At 61.8% G+C, this 23,299-nt stretch carries 22 protein-coding genes and 1 tRNA gene; 13 read left to right on the forward strand and 10 right to left on the reverse strand.

Annotated features, from left to right (window positions below; genetic code table 11):
* Positions 1–61: 61 nt before the first annotated feature.
* On the reverse strand, positions 62–652 hold the full coding sequence (locus NLY42_RS19285; RefSeq protein WP_023753362.1) for a flavodoxin family protein: 591 nt from the start codon (positions 650–652) through the stop codon (positions 62–64).
* 300 nt (positions 653–952) lie between these two features.
* Between NLY42_RS19285 and NLY42_RS19290 the strand changes: the two genes are divergently transcribed.
* On the forward strand, positions 953–2,452 hold the full coding sequence (locus NLY42_RS19290) for a peptidoglycan DD-metalloendopeptidase family protein (RefSeq protein ID WP_023753361.1): 1,500 nt from the start codon (positions 953–955) through the stop codon (positions 2,450–2,452).
* Positions 2,453–2,552: 100 nt separating this feature from the next.
* On the opposite strand, the gene NLY42_RS19295 is transcribed toward NLY42_RS19290, so the two are convergent.
* The gene (locus NLY42_RS19295; RefSeq protein ID WP_023688224.1) at positions 2,553–3,428 is read right to left on the reverse strand and encodes an ATP-binding protein; all 876 of its coding nucleotides are present in this window, start codon (positions 3,426–3,428) and stop codon (positions 2,553–2,555) included.
* A gap of 271 nt (positions 3,429–3,699) precedes the next feature.
* On the opposite strand from NLY42_RS19295, the gene yajC reads away from it, so the two are divergent.
* From yajC to NLY42_RS19320, 5 genes are all read left to right on the forward strand, one after another.
* On the forward strand, positions 3,700–4,047 hold the full coding sequence (gene yajC / locus NLY42_RS19300) for a preprotein translocase subunit YajC (RefSeq protein ID WP_023667680.1): 348 nt from the start codon (positions 3,700–3,702) through the stop codon (positions 4,045–4,047).
* A gap of 54 nt (positions 4,048–4,101) precedes the next feature.
* Positions 4,102–5,097 carry a SecDF P1 head subdomain-containing protein gene (locus NLY42_RS19305; protein WP_023688225.1) on the forward strand — a complete coding sequence of 332 codons (996 nt, stop codon included), beginning with the start codon at positions 4,102–4,104 and terminating at the stop codon, positions 5,095–5,097.
* 217 nt (positions 5,098–5,314) lie between these two features.
* Positions 5,315–7,867: a protein translocase subunit SecDF gene (secDF, locus tag NLY42_RS19310; protein ID WP_023667677.1), complete on the forward strand. Its 2,553-nt coding sequence runs from the start codon at positions 5,315–5,317 to the stop codon at positions 7,865–7,867.
* A gap of 11 nt (positions 7,868–7,878) precedes the next feature.
* A complete protein-coding gene (locus NLY42_RS19315; RefSeq protein ID WP_023688226.1) occupies positions 7,879–8,268 on the forward strand; it encodes an Mth938-like domain-containing protein in 390 nt (129 codons plus the stop codon).
* A gap of 25 nt (positions 8,269–8,293) precedes the next feature.
* A complete protein-coding gene (locus NLY42_RS19320) occupies positions 8,294–9,112 on the forward strand; it encodes a phytoene/squalene synthase family protein (protein WP_023753360.1) in 819 nt (272 codons plus the stop codon).
* A gap of 36 nt (positions 9,113–9,148) precedes the next feature.
* Here the strand turns inward: NLY42_RS19320 and trmFO are convergent, their stop codons facing one another.
* The 3 genes from trmFO to NLY42_RS19335 form a co-directional block, all read right to left on the reverse strand.
* Positions 9,149–10,561 carry a methylenetetrahydrofolate--tRNA-(uracil(54)-C(5))-methyltransferase (FADH(2)-oxidizing) TrmFO gene (gene trmFO, locus NLY42_RS19325; RefSeq protein ID WP_023753359.1) on the reverse strand — a complete coding sequence of 471 codons (1,413 nt, stop codon included), beginning with the start codon at positions 10,559–10,561 and terminating at the stop codon, positions 9,149–9,151.
* Positions 10,562–11,077: 516 nt separating this feature from the next.
* Positions 11,078–11,221, reverse strand: coding sequence for a DUF1127 domain-containing protein (locus tag NLY42_RS19330; protein ID WP_023667673.1), 144 nt, complete (start codon positions 11,219–11,221; stop codon positions 11,078–11,080).
* A gap of 51 nt (positions 11,222–11,272) precedes the next feature.
* On the reverse strand, positions 11,273–11,413 hold the full coding sequence (locus NLY42_RS19335; protein ID WP_006335194.1) for a DUF1127 domain-containing protein: 141 nt from the start codon (positions 11,411–11,413) through the stop codon (positions 11,273–11,275).
* Between the two features lie 235 nt (positions 11,414–11,648).
* On the opposite strand from NLY42_RS19335, the gene NLY42_RS19340 reads away from it, so the two are divergent.
* From NLY42_RS19340 to NLY42_RS19350, 3 genes are all read left to right on the forward strand, one after another.
* The gene (locus tag NLY42_RS19340) at positions 11,649–12,761 is read left to right on the forward strand and encodes a DUF2157 domain-containing protein (RefSeq protein ID WP_023753358.1); all 1,113 of its coding nucleotides are present in this window, start codon (positions 11,649–11,651) and stop codon (positions 12,759–12,761) included.
* Positions 12,758–13,339 (forward strand): GDYXXLXY domain-containing protein, encoded by a 582-nt coding sequence (locus NLY42_RS19345; protein ID WP_023697610.1) that lies wholly within the window; start codon positions 12,758–12,760, stop codon positions 13,337–13,339. Before NLY42_RS19340 ends, NLY42_RS19345 begins: the two co-directional genes overlap by 4 nt.
* 75 nt (positions 13,340–13,414) lie before the next feature.
* Positions 13,415–14,863 carry an aromatic amino acid lyase gene (locus tag NLY42_RS19350; RefSeq protein WP_023753357.1) on the forward strand — a complete coding sequence of 483 codons (1,449 nt, stop codon included), beginning with the start codon at positions 13,415–13,417 and terminating at the stop codon, positions 14,861–14,863.
* Positions 14,864–14,964: 101 nt separating this feature from the next.
* Here NLY42_RS19350 and NLY42_RS19355 read toward each other — a convergent pair.
* Positions 14,965–15,049, reverse strand: a tRNA-Leu gene (locus NLY42_RS19355).
* Positions 15,050–15,401: 352 nt separating this feature from the next.
* Here NLY42_RS19355 and tig point away from each other — a divergent pair.
* The 4 genes from tig (at position 15,402) to NLY42_RS19375 (ending at position 19,604) form a co-directional block, all read left to right on the forward strand.
* Positions 15,402–16,877, forward strand: coding sequence for a trigger factor (tig, locus tag NLY42_RS19360; protein ID WP_023681635.1), 1,476 nt, complete (start codon positions 15,402–15,404; stop codon positions 16,875–16,877).
* Positions 16,878–17,136: 259 nt separating this feature from the next.
* Positions 17,137–17,517 carry a c-type cytochrome gene (locus NLY42_RS19365; protein WP_023667668.1) on the forward strand — a complete coding sequence of 127 codons (381 nt, stop codon included), beginning with the start codon at positions 17,137–17,139 and terminating at the stop codon, positions 17,515–17,517.
* Between the two features lie 153 nt (positions 17,518–17,670).
* Positions 17,671–18,603 carry a heme o synthase gene (locus NLY42_RS19370; RefSeq protein WP_023753356.1) on the forward strand — a complete coding sequence of 311 codons (933 nt, stop codon included), beginning with the start codon at positions 17,671–17,673 and terminating at the stop codon, positions 18,601–18,603.
* Between the two features lie 179 nt (positions 18,604–18,782).
* Positions 18,783–19,604 carry a DUF2189 domain-containing protein gene (locus NLY42_RS19375; protein ID WP_023691119.1) on the forward strand — a complete coding sequence of 274 codons (822 nt, stop codon included), beginning with the start codon at positions 18,783–18,785 and terminating at the stop codon, positions 19,602–19,604.
* Between the two features lie 63 nt (positions 19,605–19,667).
* On the opposite strand, the gene NLY42_RS19380 is transcribed toward NLY42_RS19375, so the two are convergent.
* Genes NLY42_RS19380 through ctaD form a run of 4 tightly spaced genes read right to left on the reverse strand, consistent with a single transcriptional unit; the run spans position 19,668 to position 23,282 of the window.
* Entirely contained in the window at positions 19,668–20,066 is a 399-nt protein-coding gene (locus NLY42_RS19380; RefSeq protein WP_023681633.1) for a cytochrome C oxidase subunit IV family protein, read from the reverse strand.
* 9 nt (positions 20,067–20,075) lie between these two features.
* A complete protein-coding gene (locus tag NLY42_RS19385; protein ID WP_023667664.1) occupies positions 20,076–20,798 on the reverse strand; it encodes a heme-copper oxidase subunit III family protein in 723 nt (240 codons plus the stop codon).
* A gap of 13 nt (positions 20,799–20,811) precedes the next feature.
* Positions 20,812–21,516 carry a cytochrome c oxidase subunit 3 gene (locus tag NLY42_RS19390; protein ID WP_023753355.1) on the reverse strand — a complete coding sequence of 235 codons (705 nt, stop codon included), beginning with the start codon at positions 21,514–21,516 and terminating at the stop codon, positions 20,812–20,814.
* The gene (gene ctaD, locus NLY42_RS19395; protein ID WP_023681631.1) at positions 21,513–23,282 is read right to left on the reverse strand and encodes a cytochrome c oxidase subunit I; all 1,770 of its coding nucleotides are present in this window, start codon (positions 23,280–23,282) and stop codon (positions 21,513–21,515) included. The genes NLY42_RS19390 and ctaD overlap by 4 nt, the downstream gene beginning before the upstream one ends.
* Positions 23,283–23,299: the final 17 nt, after the last annotated feature.

Here is a 23,299-nt window from a genome sequence, read left to right on the forward strand (position 1 = left end):
GCCGATCGTTGATGAATAGCCGCTGTTCCAAGCCCACGGCCTTGGCAAGAGATGTGCCGTATCACCGGCTCCCGACCCATTGCCGGATCTCGTCAGCCAATTGCTCCAGATCGCCTGTCGTCCCGACGGGGAGCGGGTCCGGAAACCGTTGGTCGGGATACGCGAGCGTTCCCCCCAGATGGACCGGCTGAACGCAGGGCATCTCGTGCTGTTCGAAAAACTTGATCATGTTGTCCGCGCATAGGCGCACACTCGGATCGTCCGCGGGATCGCTGGCACCGTTGACGATGATCGCTCCGAGTTTTCCTTTGAGCTGTTGTCCGTCGCGCCACAGGGGATCCGATCTGTCGAGCAAGACGACGCCCAGGGCCGGCGGCATTCCGAAGCAGGTGGGAGTAGCGATCAGAATCACGTCCGACTCTTTCATGAGTGACAGAACACGATCGATCCCGTCGCTGTGATATCCGAACGTTTGATAACACTGCTCGCACCCGAGACAGTCGATACGCTCATCGGCCAGACGCACCTGTTCCACGACCTTCACCCGCCGATCTCTCTCAAGCGAGCGAAGAACCTCGCCGAGCATCCGCCCTGAGTTACTGGACGCGCGTGGGCTGCAGTCTATTCCAATGATGGTCGTCGCTTTGTCCATGTGAGGATCCCTGGTAAGGCGTGACAGCTCGATACCGAATGGCACGGGGCGAAGTTTTGAGTATCCCCACAGATGGCTTCAAAGTCGACGATACTCGCTCTTTACCTTTGAATTTTCCGGATCACTCCGCGTGACACCAAAGCTACCTCCGATAGGCCCAGGGCAGCAGGTACGCTGACGATGGCGCGTTCGAAAATGTTTTAAGAAAATTTGCGTCTGATTCTATGGGGTTAACCCGCCAGTAACATTAACGCGCTTTAATCATGACCAGTGTGTACCGGGTCTGTGCGGGTTAGTGCGATGCAATTCAGTGTTTTGAAGGCAAACGGGCGTACTCTGTCGCGGGGCTGCGCTGTCCTCATGCTAGCCGGAGTGGCGGCGGGGTGTAGCTCCCAAGTCTCGCGGTTCAACGGTGTCGACGACGTCTTCACCTCCTCGACCAACAATCAGCGCGCCATCATCGACAAGCAGAGCACCGCTCAGCCCTATCCGGGCGATGTGGCGGCCGAGCCGATCGCTGCGGCACCTGTCGATGGCAGCCATAACCAGTCGGTCAGCCGCTCCAGCCTGGAGCCGGTCACCGTCCAGCAGCTGCCGCCGCCGAGCGCGCCCAAAGCTGCTCCGATGCGTACCGCTTCCGCGCCGGCGCTTGCACCGGCACCGCATGTCGACAGAACGACTACCGGCACCGTCCAGCCGGCGAGGCCGTTCAAGAATGCCGGTGACTCCGATCCGAAACCAGTTGCGGCTGGTACGCCGCATGCGACCGAGATCGTGGTCAGCGACGGCGAGACCATTTCCGGCATCGCTCATCGCTATCATGTGCCCGCCGACGTGATCATGAAGGTCAACGGCTTGAGCGCCACCAAGGGGCTGAAGACCGGTCAGAAACTGGTCATCCCGGCCTATGCCTATTCAAGCAAGGGGGCAGAGCCGAAACTTGCCGACGGCAAGCCGGCAAACAGCCCCAAGGCGCCAGCGCCGGAAAAGGTCGCCGTGCTGCCGCAGCAGCCGAAACTCAAGGACGGCAAGTCCGCCGCGCAGGTTGACGCTTCGGCAGCGAACAAGCCGAAGACCGACAAGCCGGCGCAGACGGCCTCGGCCGCGCCAAAGGCCGGCGCGGGCACCTACACGGTCCAGTCGGGCGACACCATGTCCTCCATCGCCAGGAAGACCGGCGTTGGCGTCGTGGCGCTGAAGCAGGCGAACGGCATGCAGGACGGCCTGCTCAAGATCGGCCAGACGCTGAAGGTTCCGGCAGGTGGCACCGCAACGGTCGCCAGCGCCAAGCCGGCCAAAGTTGATCCGGTGACGACCGCGACCACCCAACCGGCGGCAAAGCCGACGGAGACACTCGCCACCTACACGCCGCCGAAGAAGGACGCCAAGGTTATCCAGCAGGCCGAGGACGACGATGCTGTTGCGCCCGATGCCACCGGCATCGGCAAGATGCGTTGGCCGGTGCGTGGCCGCGTCATCTCCAATTTTGGTGGCGGCAAGGATGGTGTCGACATCGCCGTGCCTGAGGGGACGCCGGTCAAGGCGGCCGAAAACGGCGTGGTCATCTATGCCGGCGACGGCCTCAAGGAATTCGGCAATACGGTTCTGGTGCGCCACGAAAACGGGCTGGTCACCGTCTATGGTCACGCCAGGTCGATCGAGGTGCAGCGCGGCCAGAAGGTCAAGCGCGGCCAGGAAATCGCGCTGTCGGGCATGAGCGGGACCACCGACTCGCCGAAACTGCACTTCGAAGTGCGCAAGAACTCGGCCCCGGTCGACCCCTCTGGCTATCTCGAATAGAACAATAAACGTTTTGCAGGCCGTCTGACCTCCAGTCCGGCCCGCCGGCTCAGCCCGCTCCGCAAGGGGCGGGCTTTTTCAGTGACCTGACGGAAATCAATCAGTCGTTCAGCGGCTTGCCGAGCCGGCCGGCCAGATCCTGGGTGAACTGCCAGGCGACGCGGCCCGAGCGGCTGCCGCGCGTCGTTGCCCATTCCAGCGCCTCGGCGCGCAGCTGCTCCGGGTCGATAGTGAGCCCGTGATGGCTGGCATAGCTGTTGACCATGTCGAGATATTCGTCCTGCGAACATTTGTGGAAGCCGAGCCACAGGCCGAAACGGTCGGACAGCGAAACCTTTTCCTCGACCGCCTCGGACGGGTTGATGGCGGTCGAGCGCTCATTGTCGATCATGTCGCGCGGCAACAGGTGCCGGCGGTTCGACGTGGCGTAGAAGATGACATTGGCCGGGCGGCCCTCGACGCCGCCTTCAAGGGCTGCCTTCAGCGACTTGTAGGAGGTGTCGTCATGGTCGAAGGAGAGGTCGTCGCAAAACAGGATGAAGCGAAACGGCGCCGCCTTCAGCAGGCCCATCAGCCTGGGCAGCGTGTCGATATCCTCGCGATGGATCTCGATCAGCTTGAGCGGCAGGTCGGATTTGGCCTGGGCGTTGATCTGCGCATGCACGGCCTTGACCAGCGAGGATTTGCCCATGCCGCGCGCACCCCACAACAACACATTGTTGGCGGCATGGCCGGCGGCGAAGCGTTCCGTGTTTTCGACCAGAATGTCGCGCACGCGGTCGACGCCGCGGATCAGGCCGATGTCGACGCGGTTGACCTTGCGCACCGGCTCGAGATAGCCGGGGTCGGCCTGCCAGACGAAGCAATCGGCAACCGCAAGATCGGTTTGCGGCACCGGCGGCGGGGCGAGGCGGGTGACCGCCTCGATCAGGCGGTCGAGCTTTTGGTTCAGGGCCTCGATGGTGCTGTCGGTCATGTCTCGTCTTTTATGTTTCCGCACGAACGTGCGTAGGGGCCGAAATCGTCTTGATCCGGGCGAGATAGAAACTGGTTCCAAGCTTTTGTTTGGGCATGATCTTTTGCGAAAACCACGCCCGTATTCCGGGAGCATGCTCTAACACGGGTCAACCGGCCGGAAAAGCAGCTGAAAGCCCGGCCGCGCAGTTGCATTGGTAACTTTACCCACTATATTCCGGCCAAATTTGGCGAGGCCGCCCTACGGCCTTCTTCATAACCAGGAGTTCTTGATGTTCGTCACACCGGCATACGCCCAAGCTACCGGAACTCCGCTTGGTCCGTTCGGGGATATCGGCATGATACTCCCGTTCGTTCTGATCTTCGTGATCATGTATTTCCTCATCATCCGGCCGCAGCGCGCCCAGTTGAAGAAGCGCCAGGAGATGATCTCGGCCGTGCGCCGTGGCGACACGGTCATCACCGGCGGCGGCTTCGTCGGCAAGGTGACCAAGGTGATCGACGACAATGAGCTTGAGATCGACCTTGGCGGCGGCACCAAGGTGACGGCGCTGCGCTCGACGATCGCCGATGTTCGGGTCAAGGGCGAGCCGGTGGCCAACCAGAACGCCAAGAAGTAAGCCAGTTTCCCAAGCGGAGCGATCCGCGGGCAGAGCTCTGACAAAAGACGGCGTATGGTCCATTTTTCGCGCCTGAAAATGATCCTGATCTGGCTTGCTATGGCCACAATGCTCGTCGACGCGCCCAGTCTTCACGCTGCCGGCGCGGACGTGCTGCTTCGATTGGACGCGACCGATGTGATCGATCGCCGGTTGGAGGCGACGCGTGACGAAATCAGGACGCTGCTGCGCGATGCAAGGATCGGCTATACTGGTCTTGCTAAGTCGGGTCGGGCCGTTCAGGTGCATATCACCGACGCCGCTCAGGTCGGCGCGGCCAAGATGGCATTGGAGGCGGTGACTGATCCTGTCCTTGGCAGCGCTGGTCCGGTCCAGGAAGTGATCCTGGATGATACCGGAGCAGCGTTGCTCAAGTTCACGGTAACAGACACAGGTATCAAGTATCGGATGTCGATCGCGCTTGCGCAGTCGATCGTGGTCATTAAGAATCGCCTGCGTGATCTTGGTGTAGCCGACCCAGTAGTGCGGCCAGAGGGCGAAGACGGTATGCTGGTCCGGACCTCGGGCGTTGCGGATTTGCAAAGGCTGAGGAGAATTCTCACCCGAACCGGAATGCTGACTTTTCAGTGGGTTGATGAGTCGATGCCGGTCGCTGATGCGATCAATGGCCGGACGCCCGCTGGCTCGGTGGTGGTTTATTCGAAGGACGATCCACCGGTTCCCTATCTGGTTGAGAGCCGAACGATCGTTTCCAGTGACGACATTGTCAATGCTCAGGCGACTCCCAACTCCGTCACAAATGAGCCGGCGGTTTCGTTCACCTTCGATTCCAGGGCAACGGCACGCGTTGCGCAGGCGACCTCGCAGAATGTCGGCAAGCTATTTGCGATGATCCTCGACAACCAAGTGCTTTCGGTGCCAGTCGTCCGCGAGCCAATTCTTAACGGCCGCGGCCAGATATCGGGCAACCTTACAAAGGAGAACGCCGATGATCTGGCCTTGCTTTTGCGTTCCGGACCGATGCCTGCACAATTGAAAATAGTCGAGTAGCGCACGATAGCGCCCGGCGGTGATCAGAATTAGAATGGAACCGACAGAGGCGATTGACGCCGAAACCGCTGCCGGCGGCAGCGCCAAATTGACCTCAGCGCGCTCGACAATCGGCGAAGTGCGGGTTAAGGGCGAGCCGGTGGCAAATAAGAACGCCAAGAAATAACCGAATTGTCGGCGGAACGATCCGCCAGTACGCCCTGACGGACAACGCCATATGCTGTATTTTTCGCGCCTGAAGATGATCCTGATCTGGATCGCCGTGGCCGTCACATTCATCCTTGCCGCGCCAAATCTCTTCCCGGCCAGCACATTGGCGCAATTGCCCAACTGGGTGCCGAAGCGGCAGATGACGCTTGGTCTCGATCTGCAGGGCGGTTCGCACATCCTCTTGCAGATGGACCAGAACGACCTGGTCAAGGCGCAGCTGGAAACGACGCGCGACGAGATCCGCACGCTGCTGCGCGATGCCAAGGTGGGCTATACCGGCCTTGGCGGCACCGGCAGGACCGTACAAGTGCGCATCACCGATCCAACCCAGATCGATGCCGCCAAGGCGGCGCTTAAGCCGCTGACCGATCCGGTCGCCGCCGGCCTGTTCACCGGTGGCTCCATCCAGGAGATGTCCCTGGATGATTCCGAAGCCGGGCTGCTCAAATTCACCGTCACCGACGCCGGCATCAAATACCGCACCTCGGCCGCATTGGCGCAGTCGATCGAAGTCGTCGAGCGTCGCGTCAACGAACTCGGCACCACCGAGCCGATCGTGCAGCGGCAGGGCGACGACCGTGTACTCGTCCAGGTGCCGGGCCTGCAGGATCCGCAAAGGCTGAAGGAGATCATCGGCCAGACCGCCAAGATGACCTTCCAGATGGTCGATACCTCGATGTCGGTGCAGGATGCGCTGAACGGCCGCCCGCCGGCAGGCTCCTCGGTGCTTTATTCGCAGGACGATCCGCCGGTTCCGTATCTGGTGGAAAATCGCGTCATCGTGTCCGGTGAAGATCTTGCCAAGGCGACGGCAACCTATGATTCCCGAAACAACGAGCCGGTGGTTTCGTTCGTCTTCAACTCGCGCGGTGCGACACGATTCGGCCAGGCGACGCAGCAGAATGTCGGCAAGCCGTTCGCCATCATCCTCGACAATCAGGTGATTTCGGCGCCGGTGATCCGCGAACCGATCCTCGGCGGCAGCGGCCAGATCTCAGGCAATTTCACCGCCGAAAGCGCCAACGACCTCGCCGTGCTGCTGCGCGCCGGCGCGCTGCCGGCAAAGCTGACCGTGATCGAAGAACGCACCGTCGGCCCGGGCCTCGGCCAGGATTCGATCCATGCCGGCAAGGTCGCCGGCATCATCGGCTCCATTCTCGTCGTCGCCTTCATGTTCGTCGCCTACGGACTTCTCGGCTTCCTCGCCAACATTGCGCTCGCCGTGCACGTGGCGATGATCGTCGGGGTCTTGTCGCTGCTTGGCGCGACACTGACCTTGCCCGGCATTGCCGGTATCGTGCTGACCATCGGCATGGCGGTCGATTCCAACGTGCTGATCTATGAGCGTATCCGAGAGGAGCGACGGGCCGGCCGTTCGGTCATCCAGTCGATCGACACAGGCTTCACCAAGGCGTTGGCGACCATCGTGGATTCCAACGTGACGTCGCTGATTGCCACGGTCGTGCTGTTCTATCTCGGCACCGGACCGGTCAAGGGCTTCGCCATCACCTATGCCATCGGCATTTTGACCACGGTGTTCACCGCCTTCACCTTCACCCGTCTGCTGGTGTCGATCTGGCTGCGCCGTGCGCGTCCGAAGGAATTGCCGCGTGCGCCGGTGACCTTCGTTCCGGCCGGCACGAAAATCCCGTTCATGGGCATCCGCCGCTGGACGTTCGCACTGTCCAGCCTGCTGTCGATCGCGTCGGTTATCGGATTCCTGACCATCGACATCAACTACGGCATCGACTTCAAGGGCGGCTCGATCATCGAGGTGCAGTCCAAGCAAGGCGACGCCGATATTGGCGATATCAGAAGCCGGCTGTCGGAGCTCAATATCGGTGAAGTGCAGGTCCAGCAATTCGGCGCGCCGAATGACGTGCTGATCCGCGTTGGCACCCAGGATGGCGGTGAGAACGCCGAGCAGACCGTCATCGACAAGGTGCGCGGCGAGCTGCAGGACAATTACGATTTCCGCCGCGTCGAGGTGGTGGGTCCCACCGTTTCGGGCGAACTGGCCAAGCAAGGCACGATTGCGATGATCATCGCGCTGATCGGCATCCTGGTCTATGTCTGGTTCCGCTTCGAATGGCAGTTCGCGGTCGGCGCAATCGTGGCGACGGTGCACGATGTGGTGATGACGCTGGGCTTCTTCGTCATCACCGGGCTCGAGTTCAACCAGTCTTCGCTGGCGGCGATCCTGACCATTATCGGCTATTCGCTCAACGACACGATCGTCGTCTATGACCGTGTTCGAGAAGATTTGCGAAAATACAAACGAATGCCGCTCCCACAATTGTTGAACAACGCCATCAACGAGACGCTGTCGAGAACGACGCTGACTTCGGTGACGACCATCCTGGCGCTGCTGGCGCTCGTGTTGTTCGGCGGCGAGGTGATCCGCTCGTTCACCATGGCGATGCTGTTCGGCGTCGTCTTCGGCACCTATTCGTCGATCTTCATCGCAGCGCCCTTGCTGATCCTGTTCAGGCTCAGGCCGCAGGGAGCGAGCGCCGATGAGGAGAAGCCGGTTGGTGGCGGCAAGGCCATGGCGACCTGACGGCTGCGCTGGTGGCAAAAGGCATCGTCATCCGCGAGGCGCATTTCCCCGGACGGGCGCCGATCGAAGCCTACGGCAATGGCGGCTTCCGCTTCGCCGACATGTCGCATCGCGGCTCGCTTCTTTGCCTGCCCTCCGGCATCCATGGCTGGGAGCCGGCCGATCCGCTGGCCCTGACGGCGGCGGATTTCGACCTGCTGCTGGCTGAGGCCGGCAAGGTCGAGATCCTGCTGGTCGGCACAGGCAAGGATTTGCGGCCCTTGCCGACAGCACTTCGGGCGGCGCTGAAAGCGGCTGGCATTGGCTCCGACCCGATGTCGACGGGGGCAGCGGTGCGGACCTACAATGTTCTGCTTGCCGAAGACCGCGCCGTGGCCGCGGCGCTGATCGCCGTCGACTGACGTGACCGATACAGCTGACATCGTCATGGAGACGGTGCGCGCCGGCGACCATGACCGCTATGTCAGCGCACTCTATGCACCGGCCAACAAGCGCGCGGCGCTGTTTTCGCTTTACGCCTTCAATGCCGAGATTGCGTCTGTCCGAGACCGCATCCACGAGGCATTGCCGGGCGAAGTGAGGCTGCAATGGTGGCGCGATGTCATCGCTGCTGAAGCCGCAGCCACAGGCAACCCGCTCGCCGATGCGCTGAAGGCGACGATTTCTGCCCATGGCCTGCCCAAAACTGCCTTCGACAACATGCTCGAGGCCCGCATCTTCGACCTCTATGACGATCCGATGCCGTCGCGCACCGATCTCGAGGGATATTGCGGCGAGACGGCGGCCGCGCTGATCCAGCTGGCGGCGATGGTGCTCGATCCCAATCAGGCGCCGCCCTTTGCCGAACTGGCGGGCAGGGCCGGCTGCGCCCAGGCGATGACCGGCCTGTTGCTGCTGTTGCCGCTGCATCGCCGGCGCGGGCAATGCTTCGTGCCGGCGGATATCCTTGCCGCGGTAGGCTCATCGCCGGAGGAGTTCGTCAGCGGCGACGGCGGCCCCGGCGCTCAGCGCGCGGTGGCTGCGATGATTGCATTGGCGCAGGAGCATCTCCGCGCTTTCGAGCAAGGGGCGTCCGCACTTCCGGAAACGCTGCGTCCGGCGTTCCTGCCGCTGGCGCTGACCAGCGCCTATCTCGGCAAGATGGCCAATGGCCGCTCTCCGCTTGGTGGCGCAGCCCGGCTTTCGGCTCTGCGCCGGCATTGGCTGTTGCTCAGGCGCGCAACGCGGGGTTGGCCAGCGAGTTAACGTAAACGTCAATCGCGTTAGGACTCTGAGACTTGGCTATTCAGCAGCTTCCGATGTTTGCGCCGGCAGCCCTAGCCACTCCCGACAATCTGCCCGCGCGCGTGAGGTGATCGCGTGGCGCTTGGCCACCGTCTTGTCCTTGCCGCGCAGGCGTTTGCCTTCGGTCTTCGGTGCTTCCACCGGCGGGAACAGGCCGAAATTGACGTTCATCGGCTGGAACGAGCGTTTGCCCGGCTCGTCGTCGGAAACGATGTGGCCGCCGGTGATGTGGTTGAGCAAGGCGCCGAAGGCGGTGGTGAGCGGTGGCAGCGATGGCGCGTGGCCGAGCCGCTCGGCGGCGGCGAAGCGGCCGGCGAGCAGGCCGATCGCCGCGCTCTCGACATAGCCCTCGCAGCCGGTGATCTGGCCGGCAAAGCGCAGGCCCGGCCGCGACTTCAGCTGCAGCGAGGCGTCGAGCAAGGTCGGCGAATTGATGTAGGTGTTGCGGTGCAGGCCGCCGAGACGGGCGAACTCGGCGTTTTCCAGGCCCGGAATGGTGCGGAAGACGCGCACCTGCTCGGCGTGCTTCAGCTTGGTCTGGAAACCGACCATGTTGTAGAGCGTTCCCAGCGCATTGTCCTGGCGCAGCTGCACCACGGCATAGGCTTTTACCGTCGGATTGTGGGCATTGGTCAGCCCCATCGGCTTCATCGGCCCGTAGCGCAGCGTCTCAACGCCGCGCTCGGCCATGATTTCGATCGGCAGGCAGCCGTCGAAATAGGGCGTGCCTTCCCACTGCTTGAATTCGGTCTTCTGGCCGTCGACCAGCGCCTGTACGAAGGCGAGATACTGGTCCTTGTCCATCGGGCAATTGATGTAGTCCTTGCCGGTGCCGCCGGGCCCAACCTTGTCGTAGCGCGACTGGAACCAGCAGGTGTCCATGTCGATCGTGTCGAAATGGATGATCGGGGCGATGGCGTCGAAGAAGGCCAGCGCGTCGGCGCCGGTTGCCTCGGCGATCGACTGGGCGAGCGACGGCGCGGTCAGCGGTCCCGTGGCGATGATCGCCTGGTCCCACTCCGCCGGCGGCAGGCCCGGCACTTCCTCGCGCTCGATGGTGATCAGCGGGTGCGCTTCAAGCTTTTTCGTCACCGCGTCGGAGAAACCGTCGCGATCGACGGCCAGCGCGCCGCCTGCCGGCACCTGGTTGGCGTCGCCGGCACTCATGATCAGCGAGCCGGCCAGCCGCATTTCGGCGTGCAGCAGGCCGACCGCGTTGTTTTCGGCATCGTCGGAGCGGAAGGAGTTGGAGCAGACGAGCTCGGCCAGGCCATCGGTCTTATGCGCATCGGTGCCGCGCACCGGGCGCATCTCATGCAAAATGACGGGAACACCGGCTTGCGCTGCCTGCCATGCGGCTTCGGAGCCGGCGAGGCCGCCGCCGACGATATGGATTGGATTTTTGCTCATGAGCGCCGGAATAATCGCTTGGCGCGCCGTTTGCAATTGGCCGGTGCGAGCGTGGGTCATTGTCGTGCAACGACGGAGCTCGACTTTCTTATGTCCGCAGCGACGGTCTGATGGCGGCGTAAAGCGCCTCGATCGACTGCATGCGCAATTGAAAAGCCTGCCCAAAAACAACAACACCCGCCGCGGGAGGAGGTGCGGCGGGTGTCGTTTTTGGGGCCGATCCTCGGGAGGAGGTGGGGATCGGCCGTATTCGCCATCGCCGGGGAGGAGGTCGGCTTTGACGAAATTCTTTTCGCCGGATCGAGGGAGGCGAAATCCCTGGAAGACGAACTGCGTTCACTTTGAAGACGAACTAGCGTTCGCTTCGGAAAGACGAACTGCGTTCGCTTTGGAAACAGCGCCCGCCGCGGGAGGAGGTGCGGCGGGCGCCGTTTTGGTGGTCAACCCTCGGGAGGAGGTGAAGGCTGACCGTATCCGTCAGGGTCGGGGAGGAGGTCGACCCTGGCGAAATTCTGGCTAGATCGTAGCCCTGCGGGCGATGATCTTGATCTCGTCACGGACGATGCCGAGATCATGGAGCTGACGGTTCGAAAGGCGACCCAGCTCGGTAACGGTGTCGCGGTAAACGCGCCAGTTACGATAGTTGCGGATCAGGTTCATTGTCGTTCTCTTTTTCAAAACTGGTTCGGATCATTTGCGATCCGAAGAGGATTAGACCGCCTTGCGGGCGACGTAGTGGATGTCGCTGCGGCTGATGCCGAGGTCGGTCAGTTCACGGTTCGACAGGCGGCTCAGCTCGGAGACGGTGTCCCGGTAGCGGCGCCAGTTGCGGTAGTTGCGGATCAGGTTCATGGTAGTGCTCGTTTCGTCTTTCTTCGGATCATTCCGTTTGTGTACGAACAGTAAATAGGCTGGGTAATATCGATTTAAAAGTGCTGTTGGCGCATGGCAGCAATGCAAATTGTGCAATGCAACATTAACGCGCGTTCACGGCTTCGTCATGAAGAAACCCGAATCGGAAAATGACGTTGCGTCAACGATTTGGGCGGATCGGCTGTCAGAAAGACCAAGCTGGGGGAGAAGCGGCATGGCGAGTTATTCGTCACGGGCGAGGGCCGATATCGGGCGGTGGCTGCAGGCCGGCCTGATCGACGCCAAGACGGCCGATGCGCTTAAGTGCGACATCGACGCAAACGAGCGCAAATCGCTGAGCTTCGGCACTATATTGGCTATGATGGCAGCGCTGCTGTTCGGCGCCGCGATCCTGCTCTTCGTCGCCGCCAACTGGGACGCGATCCCGCGGCTGGTGCGGGTCGCGGCGCTGTTTGCCGTCATTCTCGCCGGCTATGTCGGCGGCGCGGTGTTGAAGATGCGCGACCATGCGGCGATCGGCGAGGCGCTGTGGATCGTGGCCGCCGCGGCCTTCGGCGGATCGATCGCGCTGATCGGCCAGATGTACCATCTCACGGGTGACGAAGCCTCGGCCATCGTCACCTGGGGCATCGGCACGGCATTAGCCGCGGTGGCGTTGCGCTCGAACCCGCTGACGGTCGCTGCCGTCGGCATATCCGTTGCCTGGCTGTTCGTGCGCGCGTTCGACTTTTATGACCGCCCCGTATTTCCGGATTTCTTCGTTATCATGGCGCCGGTGCTTTTTGTCGTCTCGTTGTGGACGCGCAGCCAGCCGGCACGCCACCTGATCATTCTCTCGGTCATTTTCTATATCGCGGTGCGCGGCCTGGACCAGAACACGCTCGCCCTGGCTATTCCTCTCGTCGTGGTGTCGGCGCTGCTGTTTGCGGTTTCGATCTTCGCCGCTGGGCCGGCCGACCGGATCTTGCAGCTCGGCGGGGGGTTGCCTTTGCACGCCTTGATCGGCTTTCTCACCGGGCTGGCGATGATGCAGATCGAACTGGGCGATGACAACGCCTTCAGCAACGGCTTTGCCATTGCGTCGGTCATCGCACTGGCCGGCATTGCCGCGGCGATCATGCTGGGCGGGCGCGAGAGCAGGGGGCTGCGCTGGGTTGCCTATGCCGGCTTTGCCTTCGAGCTCGCCATTATCTATGTCGTGACCTTGCAGACGATGCTCGGCACGGCCGGCTTCTTCCTGGCTGCCGCAGTGCTGTTCGGCATCCTGGCTCTCGTCATCATCCGTGTGGAAAAACGCATGAAGGCCCCGGAAGGAGCGGCAGCATGATGTCGGGAAAGAAACTTGTCATCTCGGCGCTGGTCCTGGCGCTCGTCCAGATCGGCTTCCTGAGCTGGATCATCGCCGGCCGCGCGGCGATCCTGCGCAACGGCAAGGAGGTCTTGCTGAAAGTCGAGCCGGTCGATCCGCGCGATCTGCTGCGCGGCGACTATATTATCCTCGGCTATGAAATATCGCGCTTGCCGGTGAAGCTGATCGCCAACATCCCGGCCGGCCAGCTCGTGAGCGAGAACACGCCGATCGTGGTCCGGCTGAAGCCGGGTGCCGACGGCTATTGGCATGCGACCACGGCCTGGTTCGGCAAGGCTCCGACGCCGGCGACCGCCGACGAAGCCGATATTGTCGGCCAGGTCGCGCCGGGCTGGACGCTTGATCCTGAATCCACGATCGCACCGCAATACGGCATCGACCGCTTCTACCTACCTGAGGGCCAGGGCATGGCGATCCAGAACGACATGCGGGTGCGGCCATTCGGCGTGCGCATCGCGCTCGCCGCCAGTGGCCAGGCACAGATCAAGGCGTTGATGGACGGCGACAAGACATTGTTTGAGGAACCGCTCTACTAGAAGACATTACCCAGGGCATGGACTTCGGCAACGATCGATCGCTTCGCCCTCATGCAAACCAGACGGGCGAAGACAATGCCGATTACGGTGACGACGCGCGAAGATATCAATCTCGATGCCGTTTTGCGCGTCGCCTGGAGAATCGACACGGTCGAAATCGGCGACAAGGCCTTGCAACGCATTGCCGAATGCCGCGCCTCGTTCCTGAAACTCATTGAGTCCGATCCGCCGCCGGTCATCTACGGCGTCACCACCGCGATGGGCGAGCTGGCAAGCCGCAAGCTCGAACTTGACGAGCGCGACCGCCATGCGCGCATCAAGGCTTTTGCTGCCGCCACATCGTTCGGTGAGCCATTGCCTGAGCGCGTCGTAAGGGCGATCGTGTTGGCGCGGCTGACCAACTTTATCGAAGGCAATGCCGCGACCACGCCGCGCATCGCACGGGCGGTCGCGGCGATGCTCGACGGCGGCCCGATGCCGGTGGTGCCGTCGCAAGGGCAGGGTGGCGCCGGCGAGATCCTGGCGCTCTATCCGCTGTTTGCTGCGCTTACCGCCAGCCTTGAGCTTGAGGTGAAGGAGCGCGGTTCGCTGATCAACGGCTCGCCCTGCGCGGCGGCACTGGTGGCGGACGCAGCACTTGCCGCGCGTCGTCGCCTCGCCATGGCGCACAAGGTGTTCGCGCTGTCGATCGAAGCGTTTCGTGCGCCGCTCGAGCATTATGATGCAGCGCTCGACGGGCTCTGGGGCGACGAACACGAAGCGGCCGCCTTGCAAGGGTTGCGGCAGTTTCTGGTCGGCGCAGGGGATGGACGGCGCAATTATCAGGCGCCGGTCAGCTACCGCATCGTGCCGCGTGTGCTCGGCCATGCGCATCGGGCGCTGGCCGTCGCCGAGCAGGCGGCGACCGTATCGCTGGCCTCGATCTCGGACAATCCAGTCTATATCCCGCCCGACGCGGCGCACCCGCTGGGGCGCTGCATCTCGACCGGCGGCTATCACAATGCCATGGCGACGCCGGCGCTCGACGATCTGGCGGCGATCTGGGCCGATCTCTGCCTGCTCTGCGACCGCCACGCCTCAAAGCTGCTGAACGGCAAGGTGTCGCTGCTGCCCGACCTGTTGATGACCGGGCGGCATTGGGCCGACAGCGACGGGCACGGCAATGTCGGCTATGTGCCGATGGCGATCACCGGCTATCTCGAACAGGCCAAACTCGCGGCGCAGCGCACCTTCATTCCGGGCACCGAATCGGCCGGCGCCGGCCAGGACGACGTCGCCACCACCGCATTCTTCGCCTGGACCAAGGAAGCGACGGCCGGCCGCTGCCTCGATGCGGCAATGGCGATGCTGGCCATGATCGCCTCGCAGGCCCTGTACGTGACTGAACGCGCCGCGCCGCCGGCATTGCAGGATTTTGTCGCGGATATCAGGAAGATCGTGCCCCCGGTCGACGCCGACCGGGTGCTGGGGCCGGAGCTGGCGAAATTGGCGGAGTGGTTTACCGGTCAAGTGTTTGAAGTGTAGGCCGTCGCCGCCAGTCCTCCTACGCCACGGCTTCGGAGGACACCCTTCGCTTTATCAAGCTCCTGGGTGGCCTGCCACCCGAAGCTCGATAGAGCGAAGGGTGGTGCGGATGAAGGGACTCGAACCCCCACGCCTTTCGGCACTGGAACCTAAATCCAGGGCGTCTACCAGTTCCGCCACATCCGCATTTGTCGGCAATCCCATGTAGCCATCATTCTGTCAATGTCGGGGCGAAAATGTCTGCCGTTGGGGCGGTCATTCGCTGCAACGCGAAGATGGTTGAAAATTGGCCTCGCCTGTGACAAAAGGCGTGTCAAATGTGACGGGACGCGCCGATCCGCTTCTGCAGAATGTGATAAGAAGTAGGAAAAACAAGAACTTATTCACATCTTGGAACGCAGTTTGGAACAATTTGAGCCGTAATTTCGGTCAAATCGCCAGGTTCCGTACCAAAAGCCATTCCCGGCAAGATTGTACCGGCAGGCTGTGAACGGCAAGACGCCGTGGCAGCCTCTTTGGTGAAGATAAAGGTTTTACGATGCAGGTCACCGAAACGCTCAACTCCGGTCTCAAGCGCGAGATCAAGATCACCGTGCCGGCCGGTGATATGGAAGCCAAGCTGATGGCGCGGCTGTCCGACGCCAGGAACAAGGTCCGCATCAACGGCTTCCGTCCCGGCAAGGTGCCTGTGCAGCATTTGCGCAAGGTCTACGGCAAGTCGTTCATGGCCGAAGTGGTCAACGAAATCCTCAACGATTCGACCCGTTCGATCATCACGGGGCGCGGCGAAAAGGCCGCCATGCAGCCTGAAGTGATCATGACGGAAGACGAGAAAGAGGCCGAGAAGATCCTGGCCGGCGGCGCCGACTTCGAATTCCGCCTCAACTACGAGGTCATCCCGGCGATCGAGATCAAGGATTTCTCCGACATCAAGGTGACGCGCCAGGTATTCGAAGTGCCGGACAGCGAGATCGACGAGCAGGTCCAGCGCGTTGCCGAATCGGCGCGAAGCTTCGAGCCGAAGACCGGCAAGGCCGCCGAAGGCGATCGCGTTTCGATCGACTATGTCGGCAAGATCGACGGCGAGGCCTTTTCCGGCGGCGCCGGCACCGACCAGCCGCTGGTTCTGGGGTCCAAGGAATTCATTCCGGGCTTCGAGGACCAACTGATCGGCGCCAAGGCCGGCGACGAGAAGCAGGTCACCGTCACTTTCCCGGAAAACTACCAGGCAGCGCATCTGGCCGGCAAGGAAGCCACCTTCGACGTCACCGTCAAGGAAGTGTCCAAGCCCGGCGCGCTGGAAATCAACGACGAGATGGCCAAGAACCTCGGCTTGGAATCGCTGGAGCGCCTGCGCGACGTGGTGCGCGGCCAGATCGAGAACCAGTTCGGTTCGATGACCCGCCAGAAGGTCAAGCGCCAGCTGCTCGACCAGCTTGACGCGGCCTATTCGTTCGAGGCGCCGTCGAAGCTCGTCGATGCCGAGTTCAACAACATCTGGACCCAGGTCAACCGCGATCTCGAAGCCGCCGGCCGTACCTTCGCCGACGAGGAGACGACGGAAGAAGAGGCACGCGCCGAATATCTGCGGCTTGCCGAGCGCCGCGTGCGTCTCGGCCTGGTTTTGGCCGAGATCGGCGAGAAGGCCGGCGTCACCGTTTCCGACGAGGAACTGCAGCGCGGCCTGTTCGAGCAGGTGCGCCGCTACCCGGCCAACCAGCAGCAGGAAGCCTTCGAGTTCTATCGCAGCAATCCGGAAGCCCTGAACACGTTGCGCGCGCCGATGTTCGAGGAGAAGGTCGTCGACCATCTGCTCAGCCAGATCTCGGTCACCGACGTCAAGGTCAGCAAGGAAGAGCTGATGGCTGACGACGAAGAGGGCGATACAGCCAAGGCCAAGCCGGCGAAGAAGGCCGCTGCCAAGAAGGCCGACAAGGCTGAAAAGGCCGACGACGCGGAAGAGCCGAAGAAGAAGGCAGCCCCGAAGAAGAAGGCCGCCAAGGACGCCGAATAGCGCCTGACGACAAGATCAGAAAAGGCCGCCCTCGAGGCGGCCTTTTTCGTTGTGGCGGATGTGCCTTGAGCCACCGCAGCCCACCTGAACCTTTGTACGGTCGACCTGTTCTACCTACCGGCCAGATTCTGTGGTACACAAGTGCCGCAATTCCATCTGGGGAGGAGCGGAGAATCTATTCTGCCGTGCAGGGCGCATGCTGGTGCTACCGGCATGTGCAGACCGTCTGAGGAAAATTTGACGATCAGGGAGGAATGCCATGCGCTTGGTTGCGTTTTTCGCCGTCGTTTCCGTTGCAACTTTCATCGCCAATCCATCGCGGGCACAGGACGCCGCGGCGGGCGAGAAGGTCTTCACCAAATGCAAGGTCTGCCACGTCGCAGACCAAGACACCAACAAGATAGGCCCTTCGTTGCATGGCGTTATCGGCCGGACGGCCGGCACGCATCCGGATTTCAAATATTCCGAAGCCATGATCGCGGCCGGCACATCCGGCGTCAAATGGGATGAACCGACACTGACGACGTATCTTCACGACCCCAAGGCAATGGTCAAAGGGACGAAGATGGCGTTTCCCGGTCTCAAGAAGGACGAGGACGTCGCCAACGTCATCGCCTATCTGAAGCAATTTTCCCCGTAACCTGGCTCGTCGGCCGGCCAGAGCGTTTCACCGTCTCACGGAAACGGCGATCCGCTCGATCTCTTTGTTCTTACGCAATTCCGGACGGAAAACCGCATACGCTCTTTCTGGAATTGCTCTAGGCTGCCCGGTTTCCATCGATGGTCGTCTCAAATGTCGGTCAAGGAAAGCGTTAAGGATACCGGCGTCCGCCTCTCGGAAGCGACGGCCAGTGATTTCTTTGCGCTCTTGAAGCCTCGGGTCATGGCCCTTGCCGTCTTTACCGCCTTCGTCGGTCTGATGGTGGCGCCCGGCGCGATGAACCCGGTCATCGCCGTGATCGCCATAGGTGCGATTGCGGTTGGAGCGGGAGCGGCCGGCGCGCTCAACATGTGGTACGACGCCGACATCGACGCGCTGATGTCGCGCACGTCAAAGCGGCCGGTTCCGTCGGGCCGCGTCACGGCCGGCGAAGCGCTCGGCTTCGGCCTGGTGCTTTCCGCACTTTCGGTCATGACGCTCGGCGTGCTGGTGGGCTGGCTTGCCGCGTCACTGCTGGCCTTCACCATCTTTTTCTACGTCGTCATCTATACGATGTGGCTGAAGCGCTCGACACCGCAGAACATCGTCATCGGCGGCGCGGCGGGTGCCCTTCCTCCGATGATCGGCTGGGCGGCGGCCACCGGCGCCATCGGCATTGAAAGCCTCATCCTGTTCCTGATCATTTTCCTGTGGACGCCGCCGCATTTCTGGGCGCTCGCACTGTTCAAGGCCGGCGACTATGCCGCTGCCGGCATCCCGATGATGCCGAACGTGGCCGGCCAGGCCTCGACCAGAAGGCAGATCTTCGCCTATTCACTGCTCCTGGCACCGATCGGAGTGCTGCCCTGGGCGTTCGGATTTACGAGCGGGGTCTATGGGATTGTTTCGGCTGCATTGGGCGCGGGTTTCATCTGGCATGCCTGGAACGCCCTGGTCATCCTCGACAAGGAGATGAAGCCGGCCAAGGCGCTGTTTGCCTATTCGATCTTCTATCTTTTCGCGATCTTTGCCGTGCTGCTTGCCGACACCATAGCGATACGCGCGTTCATGTCAGCCGGAGGGTGACGGCATGACGCTGTGTTCGGAAACCTCGCCTTCCGGGAGCCTTTTGTAAGAACGGGCGACAAGCTCCAGTCAATGGAGTATATTGATTGCGGTGCAGGTCGCGGTTCGCGTGGCCAGTCATGCAGAACGGCAGCACCGTGAAACCGCGACCTTGCCGGACCTGGTCTGGAGGAACGGGCATGACAAGTTTTCACGTGATTGCAGGCGCCAGCGAAACGCTGGAACACACCAAAATCCGAAAAATCAGTGTTTCCGATCTTTTCGATGCGCTCAAGCGCGGTGTTGACGATTTTATGGTCAAACCGTCGCACATCGTCTTTCTCTGCCTGATCTATCCGCTTGTCGGCGTGGTGCTCGCTGCCTGGACTTCGGGCGCCAATGCGTTGCCGATGTTGTTTCCGCTGGTGTCCGGCTTTGCGCTGATCGGTCCATTCGCGGCGATCGGCCTCTATGAGATCAGCCGCAGACGAGAAGCCGGGCTCGACACCTCCTGGACGCACGCTTTCGAGGTCAGGAATTCTCCGGCCCTGCCAGCCATCGCCGCAGTCGGGATCATGCTGGTTGCAATCTTCATCGCCTGGCTTTTGGCGGCGCAGGTGTTCTACGAATATCTCTTCGGCCCGGCTCCGCCTGCATCGATTTCGGGCTTCATCAATGAAATATTTGCCACCGGACGCGGCTGGTCTCTGATTGTCCTGGGGCACGCCATCGGCTTCGTCTTCGCCGCGGTGGTGTTGTGCACGACGGTTGTCGCCTTCCCATTGCTGCTCGACCGCGACGTCGGCGCCTACGAAGCCATCCACACGTCGGTGCGAGCGGTGCTGGCGAACCCGATCCCCATGGCTGTCTGGGGACTGATTGTCGCCGTCGCCCTGATCATAGGCTCGCTGCCGGTGTTTGCCGGGCTGGCGGTCGTGCTGCCGATCCTGGGTCACGCCACCTGGCATGTCTACCGCAAGGTTGTGGAGCCGCCATCGTCCCCGACGCGGGTAGGCCTCTGACCCTGCAGATCAGCTGATGGGAAGCTTCATCTCCGGTCTTTGACCGGAGATGAAGACTGTGCGTCAGGGCCCCGGTCCGAAGAAAGACAACCGGGTGAGAAGCGTGTAGTCCGCTTCGAAGAGCATCATCGCCACGAACACCAGTATCAGAAGCGGCGGCAGGATGATCGCATAGGTAAGCGCCAGCCGCTCCCAGGCCATGTGCATGAACACGGCGACGATCAGCCCGGCCTTGAGGATCATGAAGATCAGGATCAGAGACCATCTGAGATAGCCGTGGATGCCGAGATAATCGACCATGTAGGAGCAGGCGCTAAGGATGAACAGCCACGCCCAGACCACCAGATAGAGCTTGATCGGATGTTCCTGATGAATCTCCGCGACGCCGGTCGATGACCCTTCATGCGCATGATCAGAGTGCAGCGCGTGTTGCCCGAGGCCGTTTGCGGTTGCTTCAGCCATGTCAGCCTCTCACCAAAGATAGAAGAATGCGAAAATGAACACCCAGACCAGGTCGACGAAATGCCAGTAGAGCCCCATGATTTCGACGTTCTCGTAGCGACCCCTGCGGCTGGTGAAGAAGCCGGGGCGACCGACGTCGTAGTCTCCACGCCAGACCTTTCGCGCCACGATGATGAGGAAGATCACCCCGATCGTCACATGCGTGCCGTGGAAGCCGGTGATCATGAAGAAAGTCGAGCCGAATTGTGCCGCGCCCCAGGGATTGCCCCACGGCCGTACCCCTTCGGTGATCAGCTTGGTCCATTCGAAGGCTTGCATGCCGACGAAGGTGGCTCCTAGCGCTGCCGTCAGAAGCATGAGGATTGCGGTTTTGCGGCGGTCGCGGCGATAGCCGAAATTGACCGCCATGGCCATCGTTCCGCTGCTCGATATCAGCACGAAGGTCATGATGGCAATCAGGATCAGTGGAATGTCCGAACCGCCGATGCGAAGCGCAAAGACCTCGCTCGGATTGGGCCACGGCACGCGCGTGGAAACGCGCGCTGTCATGTAGGAGAGCAGGAAGCAGCCGAAGATGAAGGTGTCGCTGAGCAGGAAGATCCACATCATGGCCTTGCCCCAGGACACGTTCTTGAACGCGCGCTGATCCGAGGACCAGTCGGCGGCGATGCCTTGCCAGCCTGCGGGCCGCGTCTCCGTTTGGCCGGTATGCGTCAGTGTGGTTTCTGCCATGCTCCTCGACCTCCTAGGTCAGCAACTGCCGGCAAATATCGATGAACGTCACGGCCCAGCCGGCCAAAAGAGCGAAGATGGCGAGCCAGACGAAAAGCAGGAAATGCCAGTACATGGCGCATAATTCGACGCTGAGGCGAAGCCGTTCCGGGCGTGCACCGTTCCAGGCGCCGGCGGTTGTCCTGCTCAGGCCCACCAGCCCTCCCACGATATGCAGGCCGTGCATCCCGGTTATCAGGTAGAAAAAACTGTTGGCCGGATTGGAGGCCAGAAAATAACCATCGGCGGTCAGGTCCCGCCATGCCATGAGCTGCCCGATGAGGAAGGCGATCGCGGTGAGCCCAGCCGCGGCAAGGCCTAGCCTGACCGTGTCCATCTGGCGCTTGCGCGCCGCGATCGAGGCGCATTGCAGCGCGATGCTGCTCAGCACCAGCATGCCGGTGTTGAGCCAGAGCAGGCGTGGGATGGGCAGCGGCTGCCAGTCCGACAGCGCCATACGCATGAAGTAGGCGCTGGTGAACAGCGCAAACAGGCAGCCGACCACGGCGAGGAAGACACCGAGGCCGATCTTGGCGGTCGGCAGGCTCGATCGGTCGAAGGCGACAAAATCTCCTGCCACACCTTGCTCGAGCCATGGTTTCGCCATCAGCCGCTGATGCGAGAGCCACCAGCCGGCAAAGCCGGCGATCACGAGAAGGAAGACCAGGATGACGCTCATGCCGGCTCCCTGGAGGGGCCGAACGTGCCCGGCATGTTTTGCGGAATGAAGTCCTCCTTGGCGCCGGGCACGCTGTAGTCATAGGCCCAGCGATAGACGATCGGCAGATCCTTGCCGAAATTGCCATGCGCCGGTGGCGTCTGCGGCGTTTGCCATTCGAGTGTCGTGGCTCGCCATGGATTGCCACCGGCCTCGCGCCCATGGCGGATGCTCCAGATAAGATTGAACAGGAAAACGATCTGGGCGAAGCCGACGATAAACGCCATGATGCTGATGAACGAGTTCAGGTGATGCGCCGACTCCGTCATGACCGTCACGTCGGTCAGTTCGGCATAGCGCCGCGGCACGCCCATCAGGCCGATGTAATGCATGGGAAAGAAGATCAGGTAGGCGCCGAGAAATGTGACCCAGAAATGGAACCGGCCGAGCGTCTCGTTCAGCATCCGGCCGGTGACCTTCGGGTACCAGTGGTAGATCGCGCCGAAGATGACGACGATCGGAGCAACACCCATGACCATATGGAAGTGAGCGACGACGAACATCGTGTCCGACAGCGGGACGTCGACGACGACGTTGCCGAGAAACAGCCCGGTCAACCCGCCATTGACGAAGGTGACGATGAAAGCCATGGCAAACAGCATCGGTATGGTGAGATGGATGTCGCCCCGCCACAGCGTCAGCACCCAATTGTAGACCTTGATCGCCGTCGGGATGGCGATGATCAGTGTCGTGGTGGCGAAGAAGAAGCCGAAATAGGGGTGCATGCCGCTGACATACATGTGGTGCGCCCAGACCACGAAGCTCAGCGCGCCGATGCCAACGATGGCCCAGACCATCATCCGGTAGCCAAAAATGTTCTTGCGCGCATGCGTGCTGATCAGATCGGAGACGATGCCGAAGGCCGGCAGCGCCACGATGTACACTTCCGGGTGGCCGAAGAACCAGAACAGATGCTGGAACAGGATCGGGCTGCCGCCATTGTGCTGTAGCTGTTCCCCCATCTCGACGACCGCGGGCATGAAAAAGGAGGTTCCAAGCGCGCGGTCAAGCAGCATCATCACGCAGGCGACGAACAGCGCCGGAAAGGCGAGCAGCGCCATGACGGTGGCGGTGAAGATGCCCCAGACGGTCAGCGGCAGGCGCATCATCGTCATGCCGCGCGTGCGGGCCTGCAGCACCGTCACGACATAGTTCAGACCGCCCATGGTGAAGCCGATGATGAACAGGATCAGCGAGACGAGCATCAGGATGATGCCCCATTCCTGGCCGCCAGGTGTGCCGGTCATGATGGCTTGCGGCGGATAGAGCGTCCAGCCGGCGCCGGTCGGTCCGCCGGGCGCAAAGAAGCTCGACACCAGCACCAGCACGGCAAGGAGGTAGATCCAGTAGCTCAGCATGTTGACATAGGGAAAGACCATGTCGCGGGCGCCGACCATCAGCGGGATCAGGTAGTTGCCGAAGCCGCCGAGGAAGAGTGCCGTGAGCAGGTAGATCACCATGATCATGCCGTGCATGGTGATGAACTGGTAGTAGGCCTCGGGGGTGATGAAATCGAACGTGCCGGGGAAGCCGAGCTGCAGCCGCATCAGCCAGGACAGCACCAGCGCGACCAGGCCGATGGCCGTTGCGGTCGCCGAATACTGGATGGCGATGACCTTGGCGTCCTGCGAGAAGACATACTTCGTCCACCAGCTGTGCGGATGGTAAAGCTCCATTTCCGCGACTTCGGCGGGCGGGACGGCATCTGCAGGCGTGATATCGACCATAGGCGGAGCACCTCCGT

The organism is Mesorhizobium sp. C372A (assembly GCF_030323245.1).
GTDB lineage: Bacteria > Pseudomonadota > Alphaproteobacteria > Rhizobiales > Rhizobiaceae > Mesorhizobium.

Excerpts from the sequence above, each read along its gene's own strand:
- NLY42_RS19285 (WP_023753362.1), bottom strand. The coding sequence starts at position 652 with ATGGACAAAGCGACGACCATCATTGGAATAGACTGCAGCCCACGCGCG.
- NLY42_RS19290 (WP_023753361.1), top strand. The coding sequence starts at position 953 with ATGCAATTCAGTGTTTTGAAGGCAAACGGGCGTACTCTGTCGCGGGGC.
- NLY42_RS19295 (WP_023688224.1), bottom strand. The coding sequence starts at position 3,428 with ATGACCGACAGCACCATCGAGGCCCTGAACCAAAAGCTCGACCGCCTG.
- yajC (WP_023667680.1), top strand. The coding sequence starts at position 3,700 with ATGTTCGTCACACCGGCATACGCCCAAGCTACCGGAACTCCGCTTGGT.
- NLY42_RS19305 (WP_023688225.1), top strand. The coding sequence starts at position 4,102 with ATGGTCCATTTTTCGCGCCTGAAAATGATCCTGATCTGGCTTGCTATG.
- secDF (WP_023667677.1), top strand. The coding sequence starts at position 5,315 with ATGCTGTATTTTTCGCGCCTGAAGATGATCCTGATCTGGATCGCCGTG.
- NLY42_RS19320 (WP_023753360.1), top strand. The coding sequence starts at position 8,294 with ATGGAGACGGTGCGCGCCGGCGACCATGACCGCTATGTCAGCGCACTC.
- trmFO (WP_023753359.1), bottom strand. The coding sequence starts at position 10,561 with ATGAGCAAAAATCCAATCCATATCGTCGGCGGCGGCCTCGCCGGCTCC.
- NLY42_RS19330 (WP_023667673.1), bottom strand. The coding sequence starts at position 11,221 with ATGAACCTGATCCGCAACTATCGTAACTGGCGCGTTTACCGCGACACC.
- NLY42_RS19335 (WP_006335194.1), bottom strand. The coding sequence starts at position 11,413 with ATGAACCTGATCCGCAACTACCGCAACTGGCGCCGCTACCGGGACACC.
- NLY42_RS19340 (WP_023753358.1), top strand. The coding sequence starts at position 11,649 with ATGGCGAGTTATTCGTCACGGGCGAGGGCCGATATCGGGCGGTGGCTG.
- NLY42_RS19345 (WP_023697610.1), top strand. The coding sequence starts at position 12,758 with ATGATGTCGGGAAAGAAACTTGTCATCTCGGCGCTGGTCCTGGCGCTC.
- NLY42_RS19350 (WP_023753357.1), top strand. The coding sequence starts at position 13,415 with ATGCCGATTACGGTGACGACGCGCGAAGATATCAATCTCGATGCCGTT.
- tig (WP_023681635.1), top strand. The coding sequence starts at position 15,402 with ATGCAGGTCACCGAAACGCTCAACTCCGGTCTCAAGCGCGAGATCAAG.
- NLY42_RS19365 (WP_023667668.1), top strand. The coding sequence starts at position 17,137 with ATGCGCTTGGTTGCGTTTTTCGCCGTCGTTTCCGTTGCAACTTTCATC.
- NLY42_RS19370 (WP_023753356.1), top strand. The coding sequence starts at position 17,671 with ATGTCGGTCAAGGAAAGCGTTAAGGATACCGGCGTCCGCCTCTCGGAA.
- NLY42_RS19375 (WP_023691119.1), top strand. The coding sequence starts at position 18,783 with ATGACAAGTTTTCACGTGATTGCAGGCGCCAGCGAAACGCTGGAACAC.
- NLY42_RS19380 (WP_023681633.1), bottom strand. The coding sequence starts at position 20,066 with ATGGCTGAAGCAACCGCAAACGGCCTCGGGCAACACGCGCTGCACTCT.
- NLY42_RS19385 (WP_023667664.1), bottom strand. The coding sequence starts at position 20,798 with ATGGCAGAAACCACACTGACGCATACCGGCCAAACGGAGACGCGGCCC.
- NLY42_RS19390 (WP_023753355.1), bottom strand. The coding sequence starts at position 21,516 with ATGAGCGTCATCCTGGTCTTCCTTCTCGTGATCGCCGGCTTTGCCGGC.
- ctaD (WP_023681631.1), bottom strand. The coding sequence starts at position 23,282 with ATGGTCGATATCACGCCTGCAGATGCCGTCCCGCCCGCCGAAGTCGCG.